The sequence below is a fragment of the Dolichospermum sp. UHCC 0260 genome, assembly GCF_009711985.1.
Classification (GTDB): domain Bacteria; phylum Cyanobacteriota; class Cyanobacteriia; order Cyanobacteriales; family Nostocaceae; genus Dolichospermum; species Dolichospermum lemmermannii.
In genome coordinates, this window is record NZ_VIKZ01000006.1 from 33,312 (window position 1) to 59,927 (window position 26,616).

A 26,616-nucleotide genomic window follows, 5' to 3' on the forward strand; every position below is an offset into this window, starting at 1 on the left:
TCCCAACATCGCAAACAGCGATACCTTTTGATGATATATTATACTCTGACTATTTCTTGAACTTCATTTAATGGTAATTCTAACATTTCGGCAACTTGTTCAGCCGTTAAACCTATTTTAACTAATTTAGGAATTGTTTGTAATTTTGTCTTTTTTTCAGTTTGTTCAATAATTATTTGATAATCATTTGCGTATAAATTGGTTTTATTGGTTTCTTGAACATCATCATCATCTATAATAGCAGATTCTTCCTTTGACGAATTACCATAAAAGTTAATATTACCTACTTGAATAGGATGTACAAGATGAGATTGTGTATTAGGAATTCCTAATCTTCTAATCGTGACAGAAAAATTTGATCTATTAATATCTTGTCCTAATGTCTTAGATAAAATTTGCCATAATTCATAAGCCTTATCTTTAACATGACCTTTAGTACAATTATAATCTTTAGCTATATCTGGATATTTTTGACCATTTAAAACACCTGTTAAGATAGAAAATTGTAAATTATCAAGATGTTTCCCAGTTTGATTAAAAACTAAATTATCTATATAATCTAATAAATCTTGAGATTCCATAATTGATCACCCTTTAAAGAACTGCTATTTCCGCCATTATAGTTAAAGCATTCATAGTCATACTCTCATGAAATATTAAGGCAATATTTTTAACTATCTCATCTCCCATTATATACCATTAATCTAATTTTTTAGGTTAGGTATTGGTATAATGTATTTAACAAATCTTAAATATTGCTAATTATTAAACCAAAGTCATAACTTGCTCATATTCTTCCTGATGACTTTGCAAAGCATCCCAAACATCAACCTTTTGCTGAAGATTTAACCACAATCTCGGTCTATTTCCCAACGCTTTACCCAAACGAATGGCAATATCTACAGTAATGGATTTTTCACCATTAATAATTTCCTGAATTGTTTGATGAGATACTCCTAAAACTTCTGCAAAATCGTTATAATTAACTTCTAAATCATCTAAAATATCTGCAATTACTTCACCTGGATGTATTGGTTTTGCTAATCTCTCATCAGTTATATTTTGCCAATTATTCATAACTAATACTCCTTTAATTTAATGTAGAGACGTTCCATGGAACGTCTCTACGTTATGTATATCACGTTTCGACATTATGGATATCACATCTTTATAAAATCTGATATCACATCCATAAACCTGATGAATTATTCTTGTCATAATCCCATTTAAGAGGATTATTAATAATATATTCCCTAATCTTATCCACAGATCCATCAGCACGAATAATTTTATCAAAAAATCGCTGTTGCCAAGCAAAATTAGAATAACCATTCATATTACACCAACGGGTAACAGCAGCTTTATATGACCTAATAATTACACTCAATGAACCTGCTTTTGGGGACATTTTCGATAAATTCCTGTAAACATCTGTTTCATCAAAATCATCATCCGATGTTGTAGAATTATCATTCCCATCCGATTTTGTAGAGACGTTCCATGGAACGTCTCTACATTGGGTAACGTCTTTACTTGGGGAAATTTCTTTAGATTCAGGATTATCAATTACAATGATTCCGTGTACATGATTGGGCATAATCACATACGCATCTATATATGTATGTTTAGAATGTTGAGGAATTTCAGCCCAAAATTTTTGTGCTATTTGACCAATTGTTGATAAATGAACTTGACCATTTACAACATCACCAAATAACCATTCACGTTCATAAGTGCATATCGTCACAAAATACCAACCATTTTGTGAATAATCACGATTTGGTAATCTGGTTGATTCAACTCTATATTTATTTTTGAATAATGTCATGGTTTTATTTATATATGTGAAAAATTACGATTAATAAAAATGTGGGTTATGTAATATGAATAAATGACCCACAATATAACGAACAAATTACAAAATGTAAAAACGTTTTACCCAAAATGTAGAGACGTTCCATGGAACGTCTCTACAACATCAAACGTCTCTACATTTATTATCAGAAATTATTCAATCCCTTCAATCCGATTTTCCACCTCCTGATACAACTCACGTAAACGATCTAAATTCTCCTCACTCGTCTCCCAATAACCGCGTCCATTCATTTCCAACAAAGTAGAAACAATCTTGCGGAAAGAATGAGGATTGAGATTCATGAGACGCTTTTGCATTTCCTCATCTTTGATGAAAGTCTCATTCGTGTCCTCATAAATCCAATTATCCACAGCACCAGCAGTCGCACTCCAACCAGTAGTATTAACCAACCGCTTAGAAAGTTCGCGCACACCTTCGTAACCGTGAGACAACATCCCCTCATACCATTTGGGATTTAACAACTTCGTCCGCGCATCTAAACGCACAGTTTCCGATAAAGTTCTCACCTGTGCATTCGCGGTAGTTGTATCTGCAATATAAGACGATGGTTTCTTACCATCTGCACGCAGACTTGCCACTAACTTAGTCGGATCTGAGTCAAAATAGTGGGAAACATCTGTTAAACTGATTTCCGAAGAATCGAGATTCTGGAAAGTTGCATCAGCAGTCTTCAAAGTAGTTTCAAAAATCTCCCTTGACTCATCCATAACCCCAGGATTATCAGAATTGAAAGAGAAAGATTTCCGTTTCAAATACATTTCCTGTAACTCAGCTTCACTATCCCAAGTGCTATTCTCCACCGCTAAGTTAATATTAGAAGAATAAGAACCAGAAGCATTAGAGAAAACGCGAGTTGCAGCTTGACGCAGATTTATTCCCATGTCCTCCGCTTGTTTCAAAGCGTGCTTGCGGACAAAGTTCATTTCCAAGGGTTCATCAGCTTCTGCTGCCATTTTCACACCTTGATCCAGCAAGTTCATTTGGTTAATGAACAAGTCGCGGAATACACCGGAACAATTGATCACTACATCAATTCTAGGACGACCCAATTCTTCCAAAGGTATCAATTCCAACTTGTTCACCCGTCCCAAAGCATCGGGAACTGGACGCACTCCCACCATCCACATAATTTGGGCGAGGGATTCGCCGTAGGTTTTGATGTTATCTGTACCCCAGAGGACACAGGCGATGGTTTCTGGCCAGTTGCCATCATTTTCTGACTTGTTTCGTTCTAGCAGCCTATCCACGACGATTTTCGCCGATTGGACTGCGGCAGATGTGGGGATAGATTGGGGATCTAGTGCGTGGATATTTTTACCTGTGGGTAATACGTCAGGATTACGGATAGGATCACCACCAGGACCGGGGAGAATATACTCACCTTCTAAACCTTGCAATAAGCCACCAAGTTCGTTATCTGCACAAACTTGTTTTAAGCAAAATTCCAAATATTCAAACAGGGGTTTTAACGCAGAATTATCAACTTTGGGATAACCTGATTTGTGCAAAGATTCTACCCAAGGTTCTTTTCTACCCATATTGAAGAAGTTCAACTTGGAAACCGCTATCACTCTACCTTCTGCGTCAATTTGTTCTTGAACTAAGGCTGTAACAGCCGCACGGGTAGCGAGGGTGATATCTTGTAATAGTTGCACATCTGCCAAAATTCCGGCATCATTGTTCTTGTAGATATCCTCAATGTTGCGACCGAGACTTTTGGCAATAATTCCCGGTAAACCTTGAATTTCTTCCTCTTGTCGATCTAAACTAGCTATATTGACCAGAGTAGCGATCGCTTCTTCGGCACTAGGAGGCTTACCAATCACGTGCAGTCCACAAGGTAACAAGCGCGATTCAATCTCCATCAACCGCCGATAAACGCTACCAACAATGTTATCCCGTTCTTCCGAGGACATATCCTTAGAATCGGTTTCTGGTAACTCAATATCCTTGTCTAAGTTGACAATGCGGCATTTATCCATGATGGAATTGACAATGGAAACGCCCCGGCCAGTGTCTTTCAAAGTTTGGTAAGAAGCAATTAACTCGCTGAGTTCTTTCAAACCCTTGTATAAACCAGCATTTTCCGCAGGTGGTGTCAGGTAAGAAATTGTTTCTGCATAACTACGACGTTTAGCAATTGTGGCTTCACTGGGGTTATTAGCTGCGTAATAATACAGGTTAGGAATTGAGCCAATTAGTTGATCTGGGTAACAATCACCAGACATTCCCATTTGCTTACCGGGCATAAATTCCAACGAGCCATGAGTACCAAAGTGTAACACAGCATCAGCGCCCCAAATCCGTTCTAGATAGGTGTAGTAAGCTGCAAAACCGTGGTGGGGACTTGCGGAACGGGAGAATAACAACCGCATGGGGTCGCCTTCATAACCAAATGTCGGCTGGACTCCAATGAAAACATTACCAAATTGTTTCCCATAAATCAACAGATTTTGTCCGTCGCTGTTGAGGTTTCCGGGAGGTGGTCCCCAGTTCTCTTCTAAGCGGTGGGAGTAGGGTGTCAGTGCTTCATATTCTGGCACAGACATTTTGTAAGCAACGTTGAGTTCGGGGCTGTTGTATTGTGCTTGTGCGTCGTGGATGACTTGTTCTAGCAATTCTTGGGCGTTTGCAGGAATGTCTTGCACGTCGTAACCGTTGTTTCTGAGTCCTTGTAAAACCTCGAAGATAGAACCGAATACGTCTAAATATGCGGCTGTACCCACGTTACCTTTGTCGGGAGGGAAGCTGAAAACGGTGATGGCAACTTTCTTGTCTAATTTGGGTTTGCGGCGCAGATTTGCCCATTTTAAGGCGCGTTGGGCAACTATTTCTACTCGGTCTTGTAAAGCGATCGCTTTCCCAGTTGCTCCATCTTTACCTGATAAGATAATCGGCTCAATTGCGCCGTCTAGTTCGGGTATAGCAATCTGTAAAGCCACTTGAATGGGATGTAACCCCAAATCGCTATCTAGCCATTCTTCGGTGGTTTGGAAGACCAAAGGCAAGGCAACCATGTAAGGACGATTTAACCTTTTTAATGCTTCAATGGCTTTAGGATGATCCTGTCTAGCGGGTCCACCCACCAAAGCGAAACCAGTTAAAGATACCACCGCATCTATTAACTGCATTTTTGTAATTGGTTCATAGAAGTAAGCTTCTATTGGTTTAGAGAAATCCAAACCACCAGCAAAAACAGGGAGAACTCTTGCCCCTAAAGATTCCAATTCCTGCACAATTGCCACATAATGGGCATCATCGCCGGTAACGAGGTGAGTCCGTTGTAAAACCAAACCTACACAGGGTGCAAGGGGGTCTTTCAGGTCTTGGGAAATGTCCTTGCGGGCAGAATACCAGTTCAGATATTCTCGCACATCCTCAAACATAGTCGGCGCTAAAGGATGCCAAATCCCCATGTCGGGATAAACAACTGGTGCTTCATACTTAGCAGCAGCAAAGCTTTCTTTTTCCGCGCCTTTCAATACGTATTTATCAGCCAGCATCAGCAAGAAGTTTTCCAGATTTTCGGCTGAACCACCTAGCCAATACTGAAAACTGAGCATGAAGTTTCTCGCGTCTTGTGCTTTTTCCATGGGGAGGAATTTCAGCACTTGGGGGAGAGTCCGCAATAACTTCAACATTCCGTCTTGGAAACCAGCGCCAGATTTTTCTTTGCGCTTTTTCATGAAGTTAGCGATCACGCTCTTGGATTGTCCTAACTGCGCCAAAGAGAAGCTACCCATTTTATTGAGGCGCATAACTTCGGGCATGGAGGGGAAGACAACGGATACATCTAGGTTATCACGATGGGGTTCGACTGCGGCAACTACTTTTTGTGCTAAGTCTTCTATAAAAATTAGAGAAGCAATGAATATATTAGCACTGGCTATATCGCGTTTCAACTCCTCATAGTTTTCAGAGTTGCGTAGTTCTTCAATCAAGTATCCACTGATTTCTATGGCTACGCTAGGATGATTAGCGTTAATTTCCCGTACCGCTTGCGATAATGCACTTTGGTATTGGGATTCTAGCACGACATAGACAACCTTGATTAATTTACGTCCCCGTAAATCGTCAGGTGCAATATGCCTAATAGTGGACTTGACTTGGGTAAACATTCAAATAAGCTCCTTTAAGGCGTGTTTTTGTGGAGTTCATCACGGTTGATATGGCCGTTTGTAACTGCAATTATTTTCGGCAATAAGAGTTTTTTAGCAGAAAACTCGGATTCTGTGGGGGTTTTGTCCTATATCTGACACAAAATGATATAGAAAACAACATATTTATTCATGAATCTTAACAAAGAATGCAGGTTCTCTCACTTGTTTTTAAATTTTGTTTACAATAGTTATGGTGTTATGTAACAAAACGTTAGTGCTGACAGTATTGTGATATTCTGGTTTTGAGTTGGGAGCGATCGAGTACCCTGTCGGAAACAAACTACGCGGTAGCGGCTCAACCTCACCTTTATACCTAACCAATAAAAGGTAGTTTTTATGATTCGTCAACTTTTGAGTATTTCCATGTTGGCTACAGTTCTTATGGTGGTAATGAATATACAAACTCCTGTTCAAGCCAAACCAAAAACTTACAAGTGTGAAAGTTATAAAACAATAGATGGTCAATGGCGATATCGTATTTCTCCTTCACTTCAGGGAAGTTTTGGCAATACTCCAAATAGTCAAAATTTTATGAATTGTTTTATTCCAGTTTCTAACAAAAAGTGTAGATACGATAACAATACTGGAGATGGCTGGCATGAATGCGGTAAATGTAAAAAAGCTCCAAATGATCCCTTCAATTTTTGTCTAAGAGAAGGCTACGGTGAAATCATTGAAGTTCCTAACAGAGGTCGTTATCGTGCCTTTCGGACAGGAACTAATATTGTTTTAGATTAGGATAATTTGAAGGTTAAGCATAATAAAACCTGTATTTCCGACTGGACAGCAAAGTCGGCACTCCAGTGCAATTAATATTCTCAAGTGCGATCGCTGTTTGAGGATGTTGGGGTGCGATTATGATTTTTTGTCAGAATCAGGATAACCAGGATTAAAGGATTCACAGGATGTTATTTAATAATTGTTGGTGAAAATTTGGGGATGATTTTGTTTATTCTGATATGGCTAACGCCACGCTACGCTATCAGACAATTACAACATTAACCACCAACAAACAAATGAGCAATTACATCCTGTACATCCTCAAATCCTGGACATCCTGATTCAGACAAAAAATCCGCGTTTATCTGCGTTCAACCCTTAATCAAGAAAAATAGGCGATCGCTTATATTATAGATTCAATGGTATATAATATGATATAGTTAAAATTACAGCCTTATTTTTCAATGAGGATATGACAATGAATGCTTTAACTGTCAATTTAGATTCAGTAATAAAAATGACTGATGAGCAGTTTTTTCAGTTATGTCAAAACAACCGCGAATTGAGATTTGAAAGAAATGCAAATGGAGAGTTAATAATTATGCCACCAACGGGAGGAGAAACGGGAAATCGTAATGGTAGATTAAATCAACAGTTATTTAACTGGACTGATGCTGATGGTACTGGCATTGCTTTTGATTCTTCTACTTGTTTTAAGTTACCAAATGGTGCAGATCGTTCTCCTGATGCTTCTTGGATTAAGTTAGAAAGATGGGATGCTTTAACTGATGAGGAAAAACAAAAGTTTCCTCCTATTTGTCCTGATTTTGTGATTGAGTTACTTTCTCCTAGTGATAGTTTGAAGACTACACAGGAAAAGATGAAGGAATATATAGATAATGGTGTACGTTTGGGTATATTAATTAATCGTAAATCTCGTCAAGTGGAGATTTATAGATCAGGTAAGGAGGTTGAGGTTTTGGATTCTCCTCCTACGGTTTCGGGGGAAGATGTTTTAAAGGGTTTTGTTTTGAATTTGGGGATGATTTGGTAAAATCATACAGTTATGAAATAGTTATGAAGTTGTTATTTTGTTATATATACAATTAACAATATCTTTTAAATAGACTGACTTTTCAGTGTCTAACTTTCCAACTTCCTCTTCTGATATCCATATATCAAATTCTTCATTAAAAGCCATCAATAGCTCCTGGGCATCACAACTATCACCATCACAAGTTCCCCACACCCATCTATAACGTCTCTCGTCTTCATAACGATAATTTGAAACTGGAATAAAAGTCTTAGCGTCACACAAGGTATGTGCAAATATTTTAGTTTCCAGAATTTTCATAAATAATTCTGTATTGAAAATTTTCTCCTCATCTAATTCATCAAAAGCATAATAATCGTAATGTTCACAACATAGTTTATGGATTATTATAAAAATATCTAGTTTGGTTGTATCAAAATTTAACTCTTTTGGTAAACTGTCAATAAAATTAGTAATTTTACGTTTTTTTTCTAATCTAATTTTTTCCTGATGAGCTTTTTCTTCTTCATCTTCATCTGTAATTCTGATTATTTCTTGATAAGCCTTTTCCTGTTCAGCTTTAATTTTCATCATTTTTCGATAAGCAATCATTTCTTGATGAGCTTTTTCTTCATCTTTTTTAAGTTGCTCTTTCATATCTTTAATTCTCTGATCAACTATATCTCTAGCAAAAGACATAGTAACTTTATATCCACTTTGATTATAAATCGCACTGACTATATCCCAAACAATTTCATCTTTATTAGCTTCAAGTCTTTGTAGATTTTCCTGAGATTTTTGTAAATTTTTATCTAAATATTTATTGATCGCAATTTTTAAAATATTGGACTCATAAACTTGTTCGGAATTATCCATGATAATAATTTTACCTCAAAAAATCAACAATATCTATTGTAAAACAACATAGTCAATAGCGATCGCTGTTTGGGGATAAGTTGGGAGAGCGATAGCGAAGCGCGACCTAGGAATCGCACTTTAGGAATAAGTTGGAATTGCGATAGCGAAGCGCGACCTAGGAATCGCTTAAAATTAGGGGGTTGTGAGCGATCGCGTTCGCGGTAGCGTCTCGTTCGCATAGCGTTCCGAAGGAATAGAGATAGCGCGACCTAGGAATCGCTGTTTGGGGATGTTGGGGTGCGATAGCGAAGCGCTCCGCAGGAATCGCGCTTATATATTAACTATATATTTCTTTCAAGGCAAAATCTCAAAACAATCACAATGCTGAGGTCGAAATAATCTAAAATCTCGCTGATCTAAAGTCAATATTCTTTTAATATCAAAACGTTCAGCTATAGCCATAACACTTGCATCTACAAAATCAATCCGACTATCTGCATATTCATCCAAAATTTCCGCAACACGCACCAAATCTTGATCTGTCAAAGCTACTAAAATAAATCTACTTGCAGATAGTCCTTTTAAGAAAGCGACTAATGTTGCTGAACCTGCATTACGTCCTACTAAATAAGCCACTTCTGCTAATACTGTTTGTGGCAATAAAATTTGTTTTTGTTGTGTGTATACTGGTGTTACACTATTGTGCATTGTGTCCAAACGATTCAACAATGCGACAACAAAGCCAGTATCAGCTACTGCTGGGGTTCTTTCCATGTCCAACCTGATTTCTCTGTCACTTCATTTTGAAGAATATCTTCGGAATTAATAGCTAAATCAGGTGTGGCTGCAAATAAGCCAATTAATGGATCAGATACAGCATCATTAACTGTTTCTAGTGATTGGATTTCCAGGTATGATCTGACAGCTTCACTAATAATTGATTCCGGTGATTGACCACGGTTACTAGCCAGATTGATCAGTTTTTCGAGTAAAGTCTGTTCTGGATTCCAGTTAAATGTAGATTTCACAAGATAATTTCTCTCTTATTAACCACAAATAATATTATAACAAATAAGTGCAATTTTATTAACTAATTATTTGCTTAGTGTCTTAATGAAGAAGCGCGACCTAGGAATCGCCGAAAATTAGGGTATTTGTGAGCGATAGCGAAGCGCTGCTGCAAGCAGTTCGTTTAAAATTAGGGGGTTGTGAGCGATCGCCTAGAGTGAGCTACCATTTATTTAGTCATTGTTAGGATCAGAATTGATTATGACTACATCTCTCAACATCAACGAAGCCTTACTAAATGAGGCGTTGGCACTTGACAATCAGGTGAACATTGATTCTTTAGTAGAAACAGCGCTGCGCGAATATATTCAACGTCGTAAGCGGCTCAAAGTATTAGACCTCTTTGGGACTATCGAGTATGACGAAGGCTATAACTATAAGCAGCAACGTCATCAAGCATGAGCATTATTGTTGATACTTCCGTTTGGTCACTGGCTCTACGTCGGAAAACACCACCTGATTCTTCCCCAGCAGTCACAATATTGCAGAATTTAATCACTAATGACCAAGTTGCTTTACTAGGCGCGATTCGCCAGGAAATTCTTTCTGGAATCCGCAATTTTGAACAGTTTACCCGTCTGCGAGATTACCTTCGAGCTTTCCCTGATTTAGAACTCATGCCAGAAGACTACGAACTTGCCTCTGAGTTTTTTAATACCTGCCGCAGTAAAGGCATTCAGGGTTCAAATACTGATTTTTTGATTTGTGCAGCTGCTCATCGTCGCAGCTACAGCATCCTCTCCACTGACAATGATTTTCAGAATTTTCTAGTACATATTCCTATTATTTTATTACCTGTTGAGGGTTAATGCGACCTAGTAATCGCCATTTAGGCATAAGTTGGGAGTGCGATAGCGAAGCGCGACCTAGGAATCACTGTTTAGGATGTTGGTGGGAGTTGTGAGCGTAAGCGTTGCACGACCTAGGAATCGCTGTTTGGGAATGAGTATTAAAAAATTAATTTATTGAACGATATAATATAAATAAGAATTAGATTTTTCCAAAGCACAAACAGAGTAAACATCATGCAAGAAAAATTAACCGACTATCAACAAGAACTAACAGAACGCATTTCTCATGTTGTAGATAAACTATTTCGTGGTAGTAGTTTCTACATGGTGAAATTAGATCAACATGAAATGACTGAAATGTTGATAGAATTATTTAGCAGATTTTCCCCAGAAGAAATGAGAGCAATTAAAGAACATGATTTAACCAGAAGAATTGATAAAATTCTTGTGTTAGAAGCTGTTGCTGGGACATTAAACGATTTAACACCAGAAGAAATAGCGATTTTTGATGCAGCAGTAGCAGGAAAATAAAACCGTGAATTATTTACTAGATTCAAATATCGTTAGTTACATTTTAAAAAAGAATGCCATTGTAGATAATAAACTCCGAGAAGTCAATATTCAGGGAAGAATGGTATTTATTAGCTGCATTACTTATTATGAAATCAAGAGAGGACTTTTATCTATTAATGCTGTCAAGCAATTGTCCGAATTTCATATCTTTTTTCAAAAATATCAAACATTGTTTTTAGATGATTTAGAAATTATTGAAAAATCCTGTGAAATTCATGCCAAATTAAAAGTCAAAGGTACTCCTATCCAAGATGCTGACATTTTAATAGCAGCTACAGCAATTGTCCGCGATTTAATTCTCGTTTCTAATGATTCTGATTTATTAAGAATTGAAGGACTTAAATTAGAAAATTGGTTGTGATAAAAATTTAGGAATAAGTTGGGAGAGCGATAGCGAACGCGAGTGCGTCCCGGAGGGAACTAGCGCTTCTGCAAGCAGTTCGCGTAAAATTGGGGTAGTGCGATAGTGAAGCGCGACCTAGGAATCGCTGTTGTGGGGATGTGTGGGAGTGCGATATTTTATTTTATTATTAGCAAAGCTACAAGAGAAATACTAAAATAAATAAAGTAATTCAGTTGAGAGCATTTATGCAACAAATTAACACATTTGAAGAAGTTCTCAATCTAGTGACTGATCTACCACTTGATCAACAAGAACTACTAATTAATATCCTACAACGTCGAATAGCTGATATGCGACGAAAAGAATTAGCAAATTCATCACAGGAAGCACTAGCTGAATTTAGAACTGGTAATCTTAAACCTCAAACCGCAATTGAAGCGATCGCTGAGTTGAGAACTTACTTAAATACTAATGAAACATAATGAGAAAACTGGTTCTTACTTCTCGCTTCAAGCGATCTTTGCGAAAATTCATCAGACATGATCAGAATTTACAAGCACGTATTGAGGAAACATTACAGCAAATGGAAACAGATTTATTTGCTTCTAACCTTGCTACTCATCAGTTAAAAGGTGAGTTTGATGGTTTACGTGCTTGTTCCTGTGGATATGACTGTCGGATTATTTTCTCTATGGAAAAAGATGATGAAACTGGTGAAGAAGTATTGGTTCTTTTAAATATAGGTTCTCATGATGATGTCTACTAAAAGAGATTGATCGCTGTTTAGGATGTTGGTTGGGAGAGAGATCGTTTAAAATTAGGGGGTTGTGTGCGATCGCGAAGCGCGACCTAGGAATCGCTGTTTGGGGATGTTGGGGTGCGATAGCGAACGCGAGTGCGTCCCGGAGGAAACTAGCGCTGCTGCAAGCAGTTCGTTTAAAATTAGGGATTTATGAGCGATAGCGTTCGCGGTAGTGTCCCGGAGGGAACTAGCGCGACCGAGGAATCGCTGTTTGGGGATGAATATTAAAAAATTAATTTATTGAACGATATAATATAAATAAGAATTAGATTTTTCCAAAGCACAAACAGAGTAAACATCATGCAAGAACAATTAACCGACTATCAACAAGAACTAACAGAACCCATTTCTCATGTTGTAGATAAACTATTTCGGGGTAGTAGTTTCTAGATGGTGAAATTAGATCAATATGAAATGACTGAAATGTTGATAAAATTATTTAGCAGATTTTCCCCAGAAGCAATGAGAGCAATTAAAGAACATGATTTAACCAGAAGGATTGGTAAAATCTTAACATTAGAAGCTGTTGCTGGGACATTAAACGATTTAACACCAGAAGAAATAGCGATTTTTGATGCAGCAGTAGCAAGAAAATAAAACCATGATTTTTTTACTTGATTCAAATATCGTTAGCTATGCGTTAAAGAAAAATACAACCATAAATAATAAATTGAGAGAGTTAAGCTTTCTTGGTTCAGAAATATTTATTAGTTGTATAACCTACTATGAAATTAAAAGAGGTTTGATATCTCTCAATGCTACTAAACAATTAGTAGATTTTCATGGATTTTGTAATGATTATCCTGTATTATTGTTAGATGATTTAGAAATTATTGAAAAATCCTGTGAAATTCATGCCAAATTAAATTTTAAAAACATCTTTTTTTTGACTGAGCTTTAAACGTTTCTTATCTGTTCCCTGTTCCCTTCTTTTGTTTTTTTTATACATCAATTTATCTGTATTTACGTTTAGATATTGGTGATTTTTAGATACATAGCCAAGTGATTATGTATCTACAGCAGCTTGATCTAAAGATTAGTTTCCACCAAATTATGATCTAAGATTAAACCACCTTGCTCAGTAATTCTTTTCGCTGCATCTAAAAGATACTCATAATAGGTATGAGCAATAATGGATAATTGCTTACCAGCAGGATAAACCATATACCAAGTGCGTTTAATGGGAAAGTGCTGGACATCTAAAATGCTAAATTCCGCAGTGTCCGTGAGTAAAGTATGACGGGATAATACGGATATACCTAGACCACCAGCGATCGCTTGCTTAATCGCTTCATTACTCCCCAATTCCAACTTCACCTTCACTTTTACCCCATGTTCCTCAAATAGACTTTGGACAGCGCTGCGAGTTCCTGAACCCGGTTCACGCATAATAAACGGTTCATCACCTAAACGTTCAATAGGAATATTTTTTTCCTTCGCTAAGGGATGATTAGCTGGTGCAAAAACTACTAAAGGATTTTCTAAAAATGGCTGAAAACTGACATCGAAATGATCGGGAATCTGACTCATAATATACAAGTCATCTAAATTACTCATCATCCGATCTAAAATCAGTTCATGATTTGTGACTTGGAGAGAAATATCAATCCCAGGGTAAAGCTGACAAAAAGGCCCCAACAATCTGGGAATAATATACTTTGCTGTGGTAATTGCTGCCAGCCTTAATTGTCCTTGCTTTAGTCCTTTTAAATCTGCAATCGTCATTTGAAACTTGTCCATAGTCTCAAAAATTTGCCGACAAGTAGCAAATAATTCCCGTCCTGCTTGTGTCAAATATAAACGCTTTCCTACCTGTTCAAATAATGGCAAACCTACGGATTTCGTCAACTGTTTAATTTGCATGGATATGGTAGGTTGAGTCAAAAACAACTCTTCCGCAGCGCGTGTAAAACTACCATGCCGGGCAGCAGCCTCGAACACCTTCAACTGGTGCAATGTCGCTTGGTTCAAGCCGATTCTCCTCTGATAACAATTTTTATATATAGTATAGTATTCTGTAACACTAATAAAATTTTGAGTGTTATTTATACAAAGTTCTCAAGTCCAATATTAAATCTCTCACATAAAAACAAAAATCTATAACTGAAGATTATCCAGAAATTTTCTGTCTTTGGGCTTCATATAACATTAAAGCAGCAGTGATTCCTACATTCAAGGATTCCACCCCAGGATTAAGAGGAATTTTTACTTGAATATCTGCCAACGCGGCTAAATCCGCTGATAATCCTGCCCCTTCGTTACCCAATAATATTAAACTAGGTTTACACCAATCTACCTGCCAATAAGTTAAATCGGCATGAGGTAAGGTAGCTACTACCTGCATTCCTGCTTGCTGACTTTGTTGAACTGTGGCTTTCAAATCTCCACTTACAGCCATATTCAAACGAAACCATTGCCCAGCAGAAGCGCGTAAAACCTTGGGATTATCTAAGTCTACACTATCTTCACTTAACCACAAACCTGATGCACTTGCCGCTGCGGCTGTGCGAATCATCGTCCCCAAATTACCAGGATCTTGGACAGTTTCCAAAGCCAGAACTAAACCAGTAAACGGAATTTGTCTTGCTTGTGCTTCTCGTTGAGCTATCGCCACTATACCATCAGGATTGACAGTTGTTGCCATTGCTGCTAAAACTTCTGGACTAACAATTTCAACACGATAGCATTGACCACAAATAATTTTCCACAATTGGGGATGGGTTTCCTGCCATTGAGGAGTACAACATACCGCATCTAAAGGATAGCTAACCGCACAAGCTTCTTCTAATAAATGCGTTCCTTCCAATAAAAAAAGCTGTTGCTTATTTCTCTCCTTGGTGGAGTGCAACTTGCGGATTTGTTTAACTAGGGAATTTTGTAAACTTGTTAACACAATCTTAGATTTGAAATTTCGGATTTGAGATCAATCCAAAATTGATATACTGATATGCGGAACCCGGGACTTGAACCCGGAAGCCCGTGAAGGCACTAGAACCTGAATCTAGCGCGTCTGCCAATTCCGCCAGTTCCGCTGGAATTGAATCTTATTTACAATTTATCATTATGTCCTAATCATTTTCATTTGTCAAGAAAAAATTTGCCAGAATAGACATCTAGCTAATCCCCATTTTTCCAATTAAGCTGACATACTGCATGATAGAATTTAACGACTTTATGGCATTTGACAACTTCAAGAAAAATCTTCCGGCTTTTAGCTAGATGATTGTCGAGATAGAATCAAAACCAACATCAAACATTTATAATTACTTACTTTTGGAGGTAGGCTTATTAATTCTTCTAGCAGCTTACCAGATGCCAAATCTTCACTAGAAGCAGACTCCTCAGTCTTGCAAATCAGTGGAGGGCATTCTTTGGGCGGTCATGTAAACATTAGCGGGGCTAAGAATTCCGCACTGGTAATCATGGCGGGAACGTTCCTCTGTTCTGGCGATTGTCGCATTCGCAACGTTCCTTTATTGGCGGATGTAGCGCGAATGGGACAAGTTCTATCAGCTTTAGGATTACGTTTAAATAGAGAAGGGGACATTTTAGATGTTGATGCGCGGGAAATTACCACATCTAAAGCCCCTTATGAACTCGTTACCCAACTGCGAGCCAGTTTTTTTGCCATTGGTCCAATTTTAGCCCGACTAGGAGTTGCACAAATGCCCTTGCCGGGTGGTTGTGCCATAGGGGCTAGACCGGTAGATTTGCACGTCAGAGGACTGCAAGCAATGGGCGCAGAGGTGCAAATTGAACATGGTATTTGTAATGCTTATGTTCCCGGAAATAATGGTAGGTTAAGAGGCGCGAAAATCTACTTAGATACTCCCAGTGTCGGTGCGACGGAAACCTTGATGATGGCTGCTACTTTAGCAGATGGAGAAACCATCCTTGATAATGCTGCCAGAGAGCCAGAAGTAGTTGATTTAGCTAACTTCTGCAACTCAATGGGAGCAAAAATTCAAGGTGCGGGAACAAGTACAATTACTATAGTTGGCGTACCTAAATTACACTCAACCGACTATACTATTATTCCTGATCGCATTGAAGCAGGGACTTTGTTAATCGCTGGAGCAATTACCCGCTCTGAAATTCTTCTATCCCCAATTGTACCGGATCATTTAATCCCAGTTATTGCTAAATTGCAAGAGATTGGCGTGTCAATTATTGAGGAAGGAAAAGATTGCTTACGGATTTTACCAGCGAAAACTCTCAAGGCTATAAATATTGATACCTTGCCTCATCCTGGGTTTCCCACGGATATGCAAGCACCTTTTATGGCTTTACTAGCTGTAGCAGAAGGTGACAGTATCATTAATGAATCAGTCTTTGAAAATCGCTTGCGTCATGCTTCCGAATTGAATCGTTTGGGTGCAGATATCCGTGTTAAAGGTAATACTGCTTTTGTGCGGGGAGTGCCAATGTTATCAGGCGCACCAGTTATAGGTACAGATTTAAGAGCTTCCGCAGCCTTAGTTATCGCCGGATTAGCAGCATCTGGAACAACAACAGTGCAAGGATTACACCATTTAGATCGGGGTTATGATCGTCTGGATCTGAAGTTGCAGCAATTAGGAGCAAAAATTATTCGTGTAAATGAAGCGTCAAAAGATGCAGATTTACTTGTTAATAACATTAATCCCCCAGCCTCAGTTTCTATCTAAGGTTTGAGTATTTTGTTGTTGTAAACTTAATGGCGATCGCTCTCCGTATTGTGCGAAGTGCGATCGCTTTTGGCTATTGATTAAATTTGACAAAGTTGCTAAAATCCTGGACATCCTGATCCGGCTTGCACCACACTAGTACCGCAGGGCGGAAGTCAAAAGTCAAAAGTCAAAAGTCAAAACTAATATACAGTAGGCTTTTTGGCGATTGAATATGGTTGCTTTATTTACGCCGCAGTGTGCTAGGCTATCAGAGGTTGTTTGAAAAGTATTATATCAAACCAGTAATCTCCAAAAACCTAACCCCCCTACCCCCCTTCCCTGCAAGGGAATGGGGGTTTTAAAGCCTCTCCCCTTGCAGGGGAGAGGTTTGGAGAGGGGTCAGTCTATACATTCAAAACTTTTCAAACACCCTCTCAGACAATTTCACCATCTATTTCCCCCTTTCCCGATGATTAGCAGCTTGTAATAATAAAGATTCAGCAAAAGAAATTGCCTCATTTGCCGATTTACCACCAGCTAACTGAGCCAATTCTTCCCGACGAGTAGTTAAATTATCCAAACTTGTCACCCTCACCACAGTCCGCTGTTCATCATTACTATTTCTGGCTTTATTAATAACTAATTTATCAACGCGAAAATGACGATCTGCCATTGCGGCAACTAGAGGCTGATGAGTTACACATAATACTTGATGTCCTTGACTAAGTTGGTGCAATTTTTCCGCTATAGCTTGGGCAACTCTACCAGAAACTCCCACATCAATTTCATCAAATATCATTGTTCCCACTTCATTTCCTTGATGGAAACAAGCTTTTAAAGCTAGTAAAAAACGGCTCATTTCTCCACCAGAAGCAATTTCTGTTAATGGTTGAATAGGTTCACCGGGGTTAGGACTAAACATAAAAGTAATTTTATCTGCACCTGTAGCTGCGGGAGAAATGGGGACAATTTCTACTTTAAATTTCACCTTATCCATCGCTAACGGCTTGAGTTCAGCTAATAACCGAGATTCTAAATTAGCCGCAGTTTGCCGCCGTAATTGGCTTAATTGGTGACTAATTTGTTGGAGTTCTTGTAAAGATAATTGTTCTTGTTGTTCTAAAGTTTCGATAGATTGTTCACTATTATTTAATTCAGCTAATTCAGTTTGAATACGTTCATAATAAGAAATAGCTTCCGTCAGAGTCGGTCCATATTTGCGACAAATTTGTTTTAATTCCCGTATCCGTTCATCCACCTCTTCCAACCGTTGCGGATCTGCTTCTAACCCTTCTCCATAAATACTAATTTGTCTCCCCACTTCCATTACCGCTGCAACGGCATCTCGCACCAATTCCAACAAAGATTGTAATTGAGAATCATACTCCACCATGTGAGTTAATGTCATCTCTCCATCGGCTAATAAATCAGCAGCAGTCCGAGTTTCCTGATCATCTTGATACAAAGCCTGATAAACTTTGTAACTCATTTGTTGTAAATCCACAACATGATTCAGGCGTTCCCGTTCTTGATTTAATTGTTCCATTTCCTGGGCATCATCAAGATTAGCAGCGCCCAATTCTTGGACTTGATATGTTAATAAATCCAATTGTTGCAGCCGTTCCCGTTCCGATGTCCGGCGTTTTTCCAGCGCTTGCCGGGCTTGTTGATATACAATGAAAGCAGCAGCGACATTTTGGCGTTTGTGCAACAAAGCATCACCACCATATAAATCTAACCAATCTCGAACTTGGGCAGATTGTCCCACTTGTACCGTTTGCCCTTGTGCCGTAATTTCTACCAAGTTATCCCGTAATCCTGCCATTAAGGGGCGATTCACCAGTACCCCATTCACCCGTGACCGACTGCGGATATTACTGGTAGTAGTGGCAATTTCTCGACTAATGATCACAGCATGATCATCGGTTAAATCAATTTCTTGTTCACTCAACCAAGCTGCTAGGGGCGGAGTAACGCTAAAAGTCGCCTCCACTATAGCGCGATTTGTGCCAGTTCTAATCACCCGACTAGAGACTTTACCACCTAAAACCGCATCAATAGCATCTAATATAATTGATTTTCCTGCGCCGGTTTCTCCCGTCAACACATTCAAACCCGCACCAAAATCCAATTCCAAATGATCAATTAAGGCGAAATTTTCAATTCTTAAATATAGCAGCATTTAAATAATCCTTACTATTGCAGATTTACCCGGTTTCAAATTATGTTTCGCGCAAAGGCACAAAGAAGCAAAGGCGCAAAGGTGAAGATTTTTAATTTTCCTTTTTTCTACTTCAATATGGCTATTAGCAACGCTCAAAACTTAGAGGTGTAAGGGTTTAGTTCAGGCTTTACCCTACCTGTAGAATCAAACTTAGGCTATGGGAAACATAGTAATGGTTGTATCTCCACTCCCAGCCGCTAATATTTTACCATCTGGACTAAAAGCAATTGAGTAAATTACAGAATCGGTACATTTTACGCTGGAAATTTCTTCTCCACTAGCGACTGACCATAATTTCACTGTTTTATCTTTACTAGCGCTCGCTAAAATTTGTCCATTGGGACTATATGCAACGGAACAAATATGATCAGAATGTCCTGATAAGGTTTTAATTTCTTGACTAGTTTCTAGATTCCAAAGTTTAATAGTTTTGTCTTGACTACCACTAATTAAAGTTTTTCCGTCGGGACTAAATGCTAGAGAAGTAATCCCTCCAAACCAATCAGAATGTCCTGTTAATGTTTTCACTTTATTTTCAGCTAATTGTAAAATCCTGATAGTTTTATCATTACCACCTGCACTACTAGCTAATAGTTTACCGTCGGGACTAAAAGTTACAGATAAAACATCATCGGTATGACTTTTGAAAGAGTAAACTTCTTTTCCTGTTTCTAATGACCACAGTTTAACTGTTTTGTCTTTACTCCCACTTGCTAAAATTTTTCCCAAGGGACTAAATGAGACAGCATTAACTCTTTCTTGATGTCCTGTAAAAGTGAAAATTTCTATTCCTAAATTTACATCCCACAATTTAATAGTTTTGTCATCACTTCCACTGACTAAGAATTTACCATCTGGACTAAAATCTAGGGAATTAATCCCTCTAGACCAAGAATATTCTCCATGTCCTGCAAAGGTGCGATGTTGCTGAGTTGCTAAATCCCACAATTTAATTATTGTATCATCACTACCACTTGCTAAAAATCTACCATCTGGACTAAAAGCGACAGAGAGAACTTTATGTTTATGTCCTTTGAGATTACTGAAAAATACTAATTTTCCTGTTTTGTCATCTGTTATAGATGTGGTAGGAATTACTTCTAGTGTTTCTTGATAATTATCTGATTCTTTTATACTTGATTCATTTCCTAACTGTGACGGGTTAAACCAAGTATTTAATTCCGTTAATACATCTAATGTTTTTAACGATTCGTTAATAGAATTTCCAATAGAATCTAAGTTATTAATTCTATTAATTTCTTCTCTTTCTTGACTTGCTGTTTCTGGTATTGGATTTGTTTGCGAATTTGATTTATTTTCAACCTGTAACGGTTGTACCAAAGCTGTAAATAAACTATCTAATTCTGTTAATCCATCTGTCAACCGTTGGTTAATAGAATCAAGGATATCATTATTTTTGGAAATTTCACTTTCTTGCTTTTCTTTAATTTCACCTATTGATTGGTTTTGTTCTAAAATTGTCTGATGTAATTTTTGTGTTGAATTATCAATTTCTGCAAATCGAGAATTAACAACTTCGATTTGTTGATGAATTTGGGTAAATTTCTGACTTTGATTATCCCGTAATTCTGCTAATTGTTGCTGACTGCTTTCATTGCCATTTTTGATAGAAGGTTCAATTTCTGCAAATCGAGAACTAAAGACTTGTAGCTGTTGATTAATTTGTGATAATTCAGTTTGCAATTCTGCAATATTTCTCAAATATTCATCTTTATCAACAGTAGAACCTAAACTTTCTAAAGAAATATCTAATTGCTGTACCCGATTATTGATAACTTGCATTTGTTGATGAACTGCATTAAATTCTGTACTTAATTTTTGCATTGATATTTGAATTTTCTGGTCAACAATCTGACTAATTTCCTGTTTGTACACTTCAAGTTTTCCCAAACGTTCATTAATAGCACTTTCAATAGTTTGGTCAATAATTTGGCTGAGTTGTTGTCTCCAAGCTTCGATTTGTTCCAAACGTTGATTAGAGGTATTCATGGTTTTTTCTACTTGGTGAAATTCTTCAGTGATATTTTGCAAACTTGTTTGTAATTGCTCAATTTGTGATTGGGAATAATTAAACTTAGGACGATTAACTAAATTTAAAGCTACACTTAAACTCAGGGGAATAACTGCATAAACCACCTGTTGCGTCGCTGTCGCTACTATTGTTCCTAATACTGATAACCCCAAACATACATACTCGCTAAATTCTAGCAACTGACGATTATTCATGTTAACTGGTATTACTTGTCAAGTCGTGATTACTATATCACAAAACATAGTCAATAAAATTCAGCAAATAAAACTTTATACTCTTTGCGCCTCTGCGTCTCTGCGTGCAAAAAGTTCTTTCCTTCCGCAACGCTAATTTTTAGATATGAAAACTTCCAGATTGTATATCTTGACAATAGCATAAAATTTCCAGATGTCAATACCCTAGTAAAATCCTTAGCTTATTGATTACATGAGATTCTAAGTAGAGAAAAGACACAAGAGCCGCTATGAATTACCAAAAATGGTATTAAAATCCATTATCAGGAACAAGCGGAAGGTGGGTTTTATTAAGGTAGCATTAGTATTATAATGTATCAGTTACACTAAGACATAAGACCAAGTTCTCATTAAGAGGGAACTAGTAGTCTGTCAATCCAAAAATGACGGGTAAAGGCAAGCAGGGGGAGAAGAGGAGGGAAAAACAGAAGTTTTTTCCGATCATTACCCGTCAAAATAAATTTGACGAACTACTAGCGCGACCTAGGACATAGGAATCGCTATTAATTTGGATAAAACTTAAAACTTATATACATCAATGGTTCTGGATATATAAAAGGGATATTTAATCACAAGGGGAGCGGTAGAACCAACTCTTCCAAACTTGGCACATTTACCCAACTTCCTGTTTCATGAGATTCATGGGATAAATCCATTAACAATTGCGAATAAACCCCTTCTTTTAAAGAAGGTGTAATTTCTTGATGATTAGTAATTCCTTTTACCCATTCATCAACAACACGAAGAAAAGCACAAATTCGCCCATCATGATAATGTTGAGGAAAGAGAAATTGTTGGGGAATTGCTATTTCTGTTAAAGATTCTCCCGGTTGAGAACCCCAAACCCGAAAACCATGAATATAGTCTTTTTGATTCTTGCTACCTAAAACTAATGTTCCCTTATCACCATAAACTTCTATCCAATGAGTTCTAGCTGCATGAACAACCGCACTAATAGCAACTTGGCAAGGTGTACCATTTGCCAATTCTAGAGATAATAAACAAGTATCATCAGTATCAACTGCTTGTAATTCTCCAGTTACTGGATTAACTCTTTCCGAAATAGCAGTAATTAAATGAGCGTTTAATTTGTGAACTGGACCAAATAACCAATTAATATAATCAAAAGCATGAGAACCTAAAGAACCTAAAGCACCACCACCTTTTTCTTGAGTAGAATACCAATTCCAAGGACGAGAAGTATCAGCGCGAGAAGAACCCAACCAATCAATTTTAATTAATCGGATATTCCCCACATAATTTTCAGCAAGAAGTTGAGCAAAAAATTGCCATTCTGGAACAAACCGAAATTCAAAATCTACAGTGGCAATTACACCTTGATTTTTGGCTAATTGATATAATTCTTGAGATTCATTGACATTTAAAGTTATAGGTTTTTCTAACAAAAGATGTTTACCAGCTTGCAAAACCTGTTTAGCCATTTCATAGTGTAAAAATGGCGGTGTGGAAATGCTGACAGCTTCAACTGTCGGTAAAGCTAGAATTTCGGCTAAATTATCGCTTGCATAAGGGATATTATGAGTTTCTGCAATAGTTTTTGCTTTATTGACATCTCGATGATAAACAGCGACAATCTTAGTATTATGATGTGCTTGAAATGCGGGAATATGGACTTTTTGACCAAATCCCGTGCCAATAACTGCTACCCCAATCATGTTTAGTCTTTGCTAAGTTTACTTAAAAGAATGCAGAATTTAGAATTTAGAATTTAGAATTACGTTTTGCAACGGGGATTTTACCCCGACGCAAAACCCGCTGCTTGTAGAAGCAGGGGACTTTAACCCCCAAAGGTAAGTTAAAAATAATTGTACCTTTGTGAAGATAGAAAATCAATTATTTAGTTTGATCAAATTTAATCACGAAAGCAATTGCAATACTCACCATCAAAATCAAGGTCATACTCAATGCTGAACCAAACCCCCAATTTTGACTAGCACCTAGAAACTGATTATAAACTAACCGCGCAGCAGTCATACTCGAAGCACCACCCAGTAATTCTGGGTCTATAAAATCTCCTAACCCAGTAATAAAAACTAGTAGCGAACCAGCCGCAATTCCTGGTAAAACTTGAGGTACAGTCACTTTCCAAAAGGTTTGCATGGGATTTGCACCCAAATCAGCAGCAGCTTCTAACAATTGTTTATCTAACTTTTCTAAGGAAGCATATAAAATTAATACCATGTAGGGTAACAGGCTGTAACTCATGCCAATTAATACCGCTAAGTTACTGTTCAAAATATTGATAGCGGGTAAACCAAAACTGGCTAATATACTATTTAATAATCCAGTGGGACGTAAAATTGTAATCCATGCGTAAGAACGCAATAAAGAAGAAGTCCATAAAGGTAAAACAAAAGCTAATACTAATAAAGTTTGCCACCGCTTCGGTGCTATTAAAGCAATCCAATAAGCAACGGGAAAACCTAAAATTAAAGTAATAATAGTAGTACCAAATGCCAAAAGAAGTGAGTTGAATATCACCTTTAAATAAATCGGTTCAAAAATGCGAAGATAGTTACCTAAACCGCTGGGATTTACTAAATCTCCTGGTCGAATATCCGGGACTAAACTTAACTCAAAAATTATTAATGTTGGCAAAACTAGCAACATTAATAACCAAATACCAGATGGTGCTAGTAAGCCCAAAGGAGATAACCAATTTTTCCCAGCAGGTTGTAATTTCTCTATTTTGTTCAGGTCGCTAGAAGATTCCATTTGCAAATTAGTGATTGTATAGCGGTATGCACTTGAATGAGATATTAATATTTACGGTAAAAGCCATAGGACAAAATATTTTCCTCCTTCTTTCTTTCCTCCTTTCCTCCTTCTTTCTCCTGACTCCTGACTCCTGACTCCTGACTCCTTAAGTTAGTAATTGAGTCCAATAACGTTCATAAATCTCTTCAAATTTTCCTAAAGGAGTTAGACGTTCACACTTTGCTAAAAGTGATTGAGGAGGAAATAAATTAGTATTCTCTTGAATTGCTTTTGGTAAATTTTCAAATCCTGCCCGATTAGGAGTAGAAATATATAAACGTTCGGAAATTTTCGCTGCTACTTCTGGTTGCAAAATTAAGTTAATCCAGGCATAAGCACCAGCTATATTCGGATTAGATTTGGGAATGACGATGGTATCAGTCCATAATGAAGAACCACTACGAGGAATTACAAATTTGAGTTTGGGATTTTCCTGGCAAATTTTGACGGCATCAGCAGAATAACACATAGCGACCGCTAAATCTCCCGCCAGAATTTTATTTTGCCAAGCATCTGTATCAAAAGCCGCAATAGCAGGTTTTAATATCTGCAATTTCTGATATGCTTGTCTAACCTCAGTTTCATTTTGGGAATTATAGGAATAACCTAACATCCGTAATGTTGCACCCATTACCTCTCGCACATCATTGAGTAAGGTAAAGCGTTTATTTAGTTGATCTTGATTTTGCCAAAGATATTCCCAATCTTCAGGGGCATTTGTGAGTTTTTCTGAATTATATAATAAACCCGTTGTTCCCCAATTAAAAGGAAGACTATAACGGTTATTCGGGTCATAAGTGGGATTATGAAATTGGGAAAATAAATTATCTAAGCCAATTAAACGGCTATGATCTATTTCTATTAATAACCCTTTTTCCGCCATCTTTTGTACCATATAGTCAGATGGGTAAATGATGCTATAAGTACCACCACCTCCAGCTTGCAACTTAGCCAACATCACATCATTGGATTCATATACATCTGCTATTACTTTCACACCTGTTTGGGTCGTGAAGGTAGTTATTAATTCTTTATCTGTATATTGAGTCCAGGTATAAATATATAGTTTGTCACTTTGATTAGAGCTAATATAGTTTGACCCCACATTAGCTAGTCGCCAACCACAACTACCTAAAGATAAGGTAGAAAATGCCGCCATCTTTTTGAGAAAATTCCGTCTGTTAGTCATCTAATTTACATCTTGACTAATAGCTAAACAGTCAAATTTTTCCCACCAAGCATAAATGGGTGTATTTCTATCTGGTAAGCTACCATAAGTATTGGGTTGTAAAACATTGAGGTTCACACCATTGATTAATTCCACAACATAATTAACATGAGTTCCTAAATACATGACATTAATTAGTCGTCCCTCGAAACAATTTGTGGGTATATTAGGTTGATAAAGGGAAAGTTGAATTTTTTCAGGACGCACACTAACAACAACACTTTGAGCTATTTTTAGAGGAGTTTGTTCATTACGACCAACAATTATGGTTAATCCGGTTTTAGTAGAAATTGTCACAGATTCTGCATCTACTTCCACAATTTCACCGCTAAATAGATTAGTATCACCAATAAAGTCAGCCACAAAAGGTGTTTGCGGACTTTCGTAAATTTGGCTAGGAGTACCAATTTGTTCTATTTTGCCTTGATTCATCACCGCAATGCGATCAGATAAGCATAGTGCTTCTTCCTGATCATGTGTCACCATCACAAAAGTTAACCCTAAATCCTTGTGAAGATTAGATAACTCAACCTGCATCTCCTTGCGAAGTTTTAAGTCTAATGCTCCCAAAGGTTCATCGAGGAGAATAACTGCGGGACGATTAACCAAAGCCCTTGCTAAGGCTACCCGCTGTTGTTGACCACCGGAGAGTTGACTAGGAACACGCGATCGCAAACTTTCCATTTTTACTAGTTTCAAAGCATCTGTAACGCGACTAGCAATTTCCGATTTGGATATTTTTTTTAATCGCAATCCAAAAGCAATGTTTTCCCACACATTCAAGTGATTAAATAAAGCATAACTTTGAAATACAGTATTCACAGGTCGCAGATAAGGAGGAACATCAGTCATTAACTGACCTTGAATGAGTAACTTCCCAGCATCCACCCTTTCAAATCCAGCAATTAAGCGGAGTGTCGTTGTTTTTCCACAACCAGATGGACCTAAAATACTAAAGAACTCTCCCTGCCTAACATCCAAATCCACTCCGTGGACTGCGGGTTCTTGGTTGAAAAACTTAAATACATTACGCAATTCAACATCAAGTGGCTGTAATGTTTTTGAACCTCTTTGATTCTGTATCGCAGTTTGAGCCATAATCTTGTCAGTTGTCAGTTGTCAGTAGGGGCGAAGCATTTGGAAGATAAATTATCGGTCATTGCCAAAAATAGTTCTCCAAATGCTTCGCCCGTACAGTTGTTCGTTGTCAGTTCCAGTCCCTAGTCC

General features: G+C 37.6%; 27 protein-coding genes and 1 tRNA gene. 12 read left to right on the forward strand and 16 right to left on the reverse strand.

Going from position 1 to position 26,616, the window contains the following annotated elements; all coding sequences use genetic code 11:
* Positions 1-38: 38 nt before the first annotated feature.
* The 4 genes from FJR08_RS04050 to FJR08_RS04065 form a co-directional block, all read right to left on the reverse strand.
* Complete coding sequence (locus tag FJR08_RS04050; protein WP_168632242.1) at positions 39-581, reverse strand: hypothetical protein; 543 nt, start codon at positions 579-581, stop codon at positions 39-41.
* Positions 582-765: 184 nt separating this feature from the next.
* On the reverse strand, positions 766-1,077 hold the full coding sequence (locus FJR08_RS04055; RefSeq protein WP_168632243.1) for a HigA family addiction module antitoxin: 312 nt from the start codon (positions 1,075-1,077) through the stop codon (positions 766-768).
* A gap of 106 nt (positions 1,078-1,183) precedes the next feature.
* Positions 1,184-1,828 (reverse strand): transposase, encoded by a 645-nt coding sequence (locus FJR08_RS04060; protein ID WP_168632244.1) that lies wholly within the window; start codon positions 1,826-1,828, stop codon positions 1,184-1,186.
* A 179-nt stretch (positions 1,829-2,007) separates the two neighbouring features.
* Positions 2,008-5,994: a magnesium chelatase subunit H gene (locus FJR08_RS04065; RefSeq protein ID WP_168632245.1), complete on the reverse strand. Its 3,987-nt coding sequence runs from the start codon at positions 5,992-5,994 to the stop codon at positions 2,008-2,010.
* A gap of 378 nt (positions 5,995-6,372) precedes the next feature.
* On the opposite strand from FJR08_RS04065, the gene FJR08_RS04070 reads away from it, so the two are divergent.
* Both FJR08_RS04070 and FJR08_RS04075 read left to right on the forward strand, forming a co-directional pair.
* Positions 6,373-6,774: a hypothetical protein gene (locus tag FJR08_RS04070; RefSeq protein ID WP_168632246.1), complete on the forward strand. Its 402-nt coding sequence runs from the start codon at positions 6,373-6,375 to the stop codon at positions 6,772-6,774.
* Positions 6,775-7,234: 460 nt separating this feature from the next.
* Positions 7,235-7,810, forward strand: coding sequence for a Uma2 family endonuclease (locus tag FJR08_RS04075; protein ID WP_168632247.1), 576 nt, complete (start codon positions 7,235-7,237; stop codon positions 7,808-7,810).
* A gap of 21 nt (positions 7,811-7,831) precedes the next feature.
* Here FJR08_RS04075 and FJR08_RS04080 read toward each other — a convergent pair whose 3' ends face one another.
* The 3 genes from FJR08_RS04080 to FJR08_RS04090 form a co-directional block, all read right to left on the reverse strand.
* Positions 7,832-8,665 (reverse strand): hypothetical protein, encoded by an 834-nt coding sequence (locus FJR08_RS04080; RefSeq protein ID WP_168632248.1) that lies wholly within the window; start codon positions 8,663-8,665, stop codon positions 7,832-7,834.
* A 336-nt stretch (positions 8,666-9,001) separates the two neighbouring features.
* Positions 9,002-9,421: a type II toxin-antitoxin system VapC family toxin gene (locus FJR08_RS04085; protein WP_039199932.1), complete on the reverse strand. Its 420-nt coding sequence runs from the start codon at positions 9,419-9,421 to the stop codon at positions 9,002-9,004.
* On the reverse strand, positions 9,400-9,675 hold the full coding sequence (locus FJR08_RS04090) for a hypothetical protein (RefSeq protein WP_027402764.1): 276 nt from the start codon (positions 9,673-9,675) through the stop codon (positions 9,400-9,402). Before FJR08_RS04090 ends, FJR08_RS04085 begins: the two co-directional genes overlap by 22 nt.
* A 241-nt stretch (positions 9,676-9,916) precedes the next feature.
* Here FJR08_RS04090 and FJR08_RS04095 point away from each other — a divergent pair, with 241 nt between their 5' ends.
* The 8 genes from FJR08_RS04095 to FJR08_RS04130 all read left to right on the forward strand — a co-directional run bounded on the left by FJR08_RS04095 (position 9,917) and on the right by FJR08_RS04130 (position 13,125).
* A complete protein-coding gene (locus FJR08_RS04095; protein ID WP_168632249.1) occupies positions 9,917-10,117 on the forward strand; it encodes a type II toxin-antitoxin system VapB family antitoxin in 201 nt (66 codons plus the stop codon).
* Positions 10,114-10,524, forward strand: coding sequence for a PIN domain-containing protein (locus FJR08_RS04100; protein WP_168632250.1), 411 nt, complete (start codon positions 10,114-10,116; stop codon positions 10,522-10,524). The genes FJR08_RS04095 and FJR08_RS04100 overlap by 4 nt, the downstream gene beginning before the upstream one ends.
* A gap of 216 nt (positions 10,525-10,740) precedes the next feature.
* Positions 10,741-11,037 (forward strand): hypothetical protein, encoded by a 297-nt coding sequence (locus tag FJR08_RS04105; protein WP_168632251.1) that lies wholly within the window; start codon positions 10,741-10,743, stop codon positions 11,035-11,037.
* 4 nt (positions 11,038-11,041) lie between these two features.
* Complete coding sequence (locus FJR08_RS04110; RefSeq protein WP_168632252.1) at positions 11,042-11,440, forward strand: type II toxin-antitoxin system VapC family toxin; 399 nt, start codon at positions 11,042-11,044, stop codon at positions 11,438-11,440.
* A gap of 227 nt (positions 11,441-11,667) precedes the next feature.
* Positions 11,668-11,904 carry a hypothetical protein gene (locus FJR08_RS04115; protein ID WP_174782976.1) on the forward strand — a complete coding sequence of 79 codons (237 nt, stop codon included), beginning with the start codon at positions 11,668-11,670 and terminating at the stop codon, positions 11,902-11,904.
* Positions 11,904-12,188 carry a type II toxin-antitoxin system mRNA interferase toxin, RelE/StbE family gene (locus tag FJR08_RS04120; RefSeq protein ID WP_168632253.1) on the forward strand — a complete coding sequence of 95 codons (285 nt, stop codon included), beginning with the start codon at positions 11,904-11,906 and terminating at the stop codon, positions 12,186-12,188. The genes FJR08_RS04115 and FJR08_RS04120 overlap by 1 nt, the downstream gene beginning before the upstream one ends.
* A 426-nt stretch (positions 12,189-12,614) precedes the next feature.
* A complete protein-coding gene (locus FJR08_RS04125; RefSeq protein ID WP_371415538.1) occupies positions 12,615-12,821 on the forward strand; it encodes a hypothetical protein in 207 nt (68 codons plus the stop codon).
* 4 nt (positions 12,822-12,825) lie between these two features.
* Complete coding sequence (locus tag FJR08_RS04130) at positions 12,826-13,125, forward strand: hypothetical protein (RefSeq protein ID WP_174782977.1); 300 nt, start codon at positions 12,826-12,828, stop codon at positions 13,123-13,125.
* Between the two features lie 128 nt (positions 13,126-13,253).
* Here the strand turns inward: FJR08_RS04130 and FJR08_RS04135 are convergent, their stop codons facing one another.
* From FJR08_RS04135 to FJR08_RS04145, 3 genes are all read right to left on the reverse strand, one after another.
* Positions 13,254-14,195, reverse strand: a complete 942-nt coding sequence (locus FJR08_RS04135) for a LysR family transcriptional regulator (protein WP_168632254.1) — start codon at positions 14,193-14,195, stop codon at positions 13,254-13,256.
* Between the two features lie 139 nt (positions 14,196-14,334).
* Positions 14,335-15,117 carry an RNA methyltransferase gene (locus tag FJR08_RS04140; protein WP_168632255.1) on the reverse strand — a complete coding sequence of 261 codons (783 nt, stop codon included), beginning with the start codon at positions 15,115-15,117 and terminating at the stop codon, positions 14,335-14,337.
* Between the two features lie 55 nt (positions 15,118-15,172).
* A tRNA-Leu gene (locus FJR08_RS04145) sits at positions 15,173-15,256 on the reverse strand.
* A 255-nt stretch (positions 15,257-15,511) separates the two neighbouring features.
* On the opposite strand from FJR08_RS04145, the gene murA reads away from it, so the two are divergent.
* Positions 15,512-16,891: a UDP-N-acetylglucosamine 1-carboxyvinyltransferase gene (gene murA, locus FJR08_RS04150; RefSeq protein ID WP_168632305.1), complete on the forward strand. Its 1,380-nt coding sequence runs from the start codon at positions 15,512-15,514 to the stop codon at positions 16,889-16,891.
* A 433-nt stretch (positions 16,892-17,324) separates the two neighbouring features.
* Here murA and recN read toward each other — a convergent pair whose 3' ends face one another.
* The 6 genes from recN to FJR08_RS04180 form a co-directional block, all read right to left on the reverse strand.
* Positions 17,325-19,055 (reverse strand): DNA repair protein RecN, encoded by a 1,731-nt coding sequence (gene recN, locus FJR08_RS04155; protein WP_015078620.1) that lies wholly within the window; start codon positions 19,053-19,055, stop codon positions 17,325-17,327.
* Between the two features lie 192 nt (positions 19,056-19,247).
* Positions 19,248-21,344: a WD40 repeat domain-containing protein gene (locus FJR08_RS04160; protein ID WP_168632256.1), complete on the reverse strand. Its 2,097-nt coding sequence runs from the start codon at positions 21,342-21,344 to the stop codon at positions 19,248-19,250.
* 608 nt (positions 21,345-21,952) lie between these two features.
* A complete protein-coding gene (locus FJR08_RS04165; RefSeq protein WP_015078618.1) occupies positions 21,953-23,059 on the reverse strand; it encodes a Gfo/Idh/MocA family protein in 1,107 nt (368 codons plus the stop codon).
* Between the two features lie 178 nt (positions 23,060-23,237).
* A complete protein-coding gene (locus FJR08_RS04170) occupies positions 23,238-24,119 on the reverse strand; it encodes an ABC transporter permease (RefSeq protein WP_174782979.1) in 882 nt (293 codons plus the stop codon).
* Between the two features lie 148 nt (positions 24,120-24,267).
* Positions 24,268-25,350 carry a spermidine/putrescine ABC transporter substrate-binding protein gene (locus FJR08_RS04175; RefSeq protein WP_168632258.1) on the reverse strand — a complete coding sequence of 361 codons (1,083 nt, stop codon included), beginning with the start codon at positions 25,348-25,350 and terminating at the stop codon, positions 24,268-24,270.
* On the reverse strand, positions 25,351-26,487 hold the full coding sequence (locus tag FJR08_RS04180) for an ABC transporter ATP-binding protein (protein WP_015078615.1): 1,137 nt from the start codon (positions 26,485-26,487) through the stop codon (positions 25,351-25,353).
* Between FJR08_RS04180 and FJR08_RS23935 the strand changes: the two genes are divergently transcribed.
* Positions 26,479-26,613 carry a hypothetical protein gene (locus tag FJR08_RS23935; RefSeq protein ID WP_256369707.1) on the forward strand — a complete coding sequence of 45 codons (135 nt, stop codon included), beginning with the start codon at positions 26,479-26,481 and terminating at the stop codon, positions 26,611-26,613. The genes FJR08_RS04180 and FJR08_RS23935 overlap by 9 nt on opposite strands.
* The last annotated feature ends 3 nt before the right edge of the window (positions 26,614-26,616 follow it).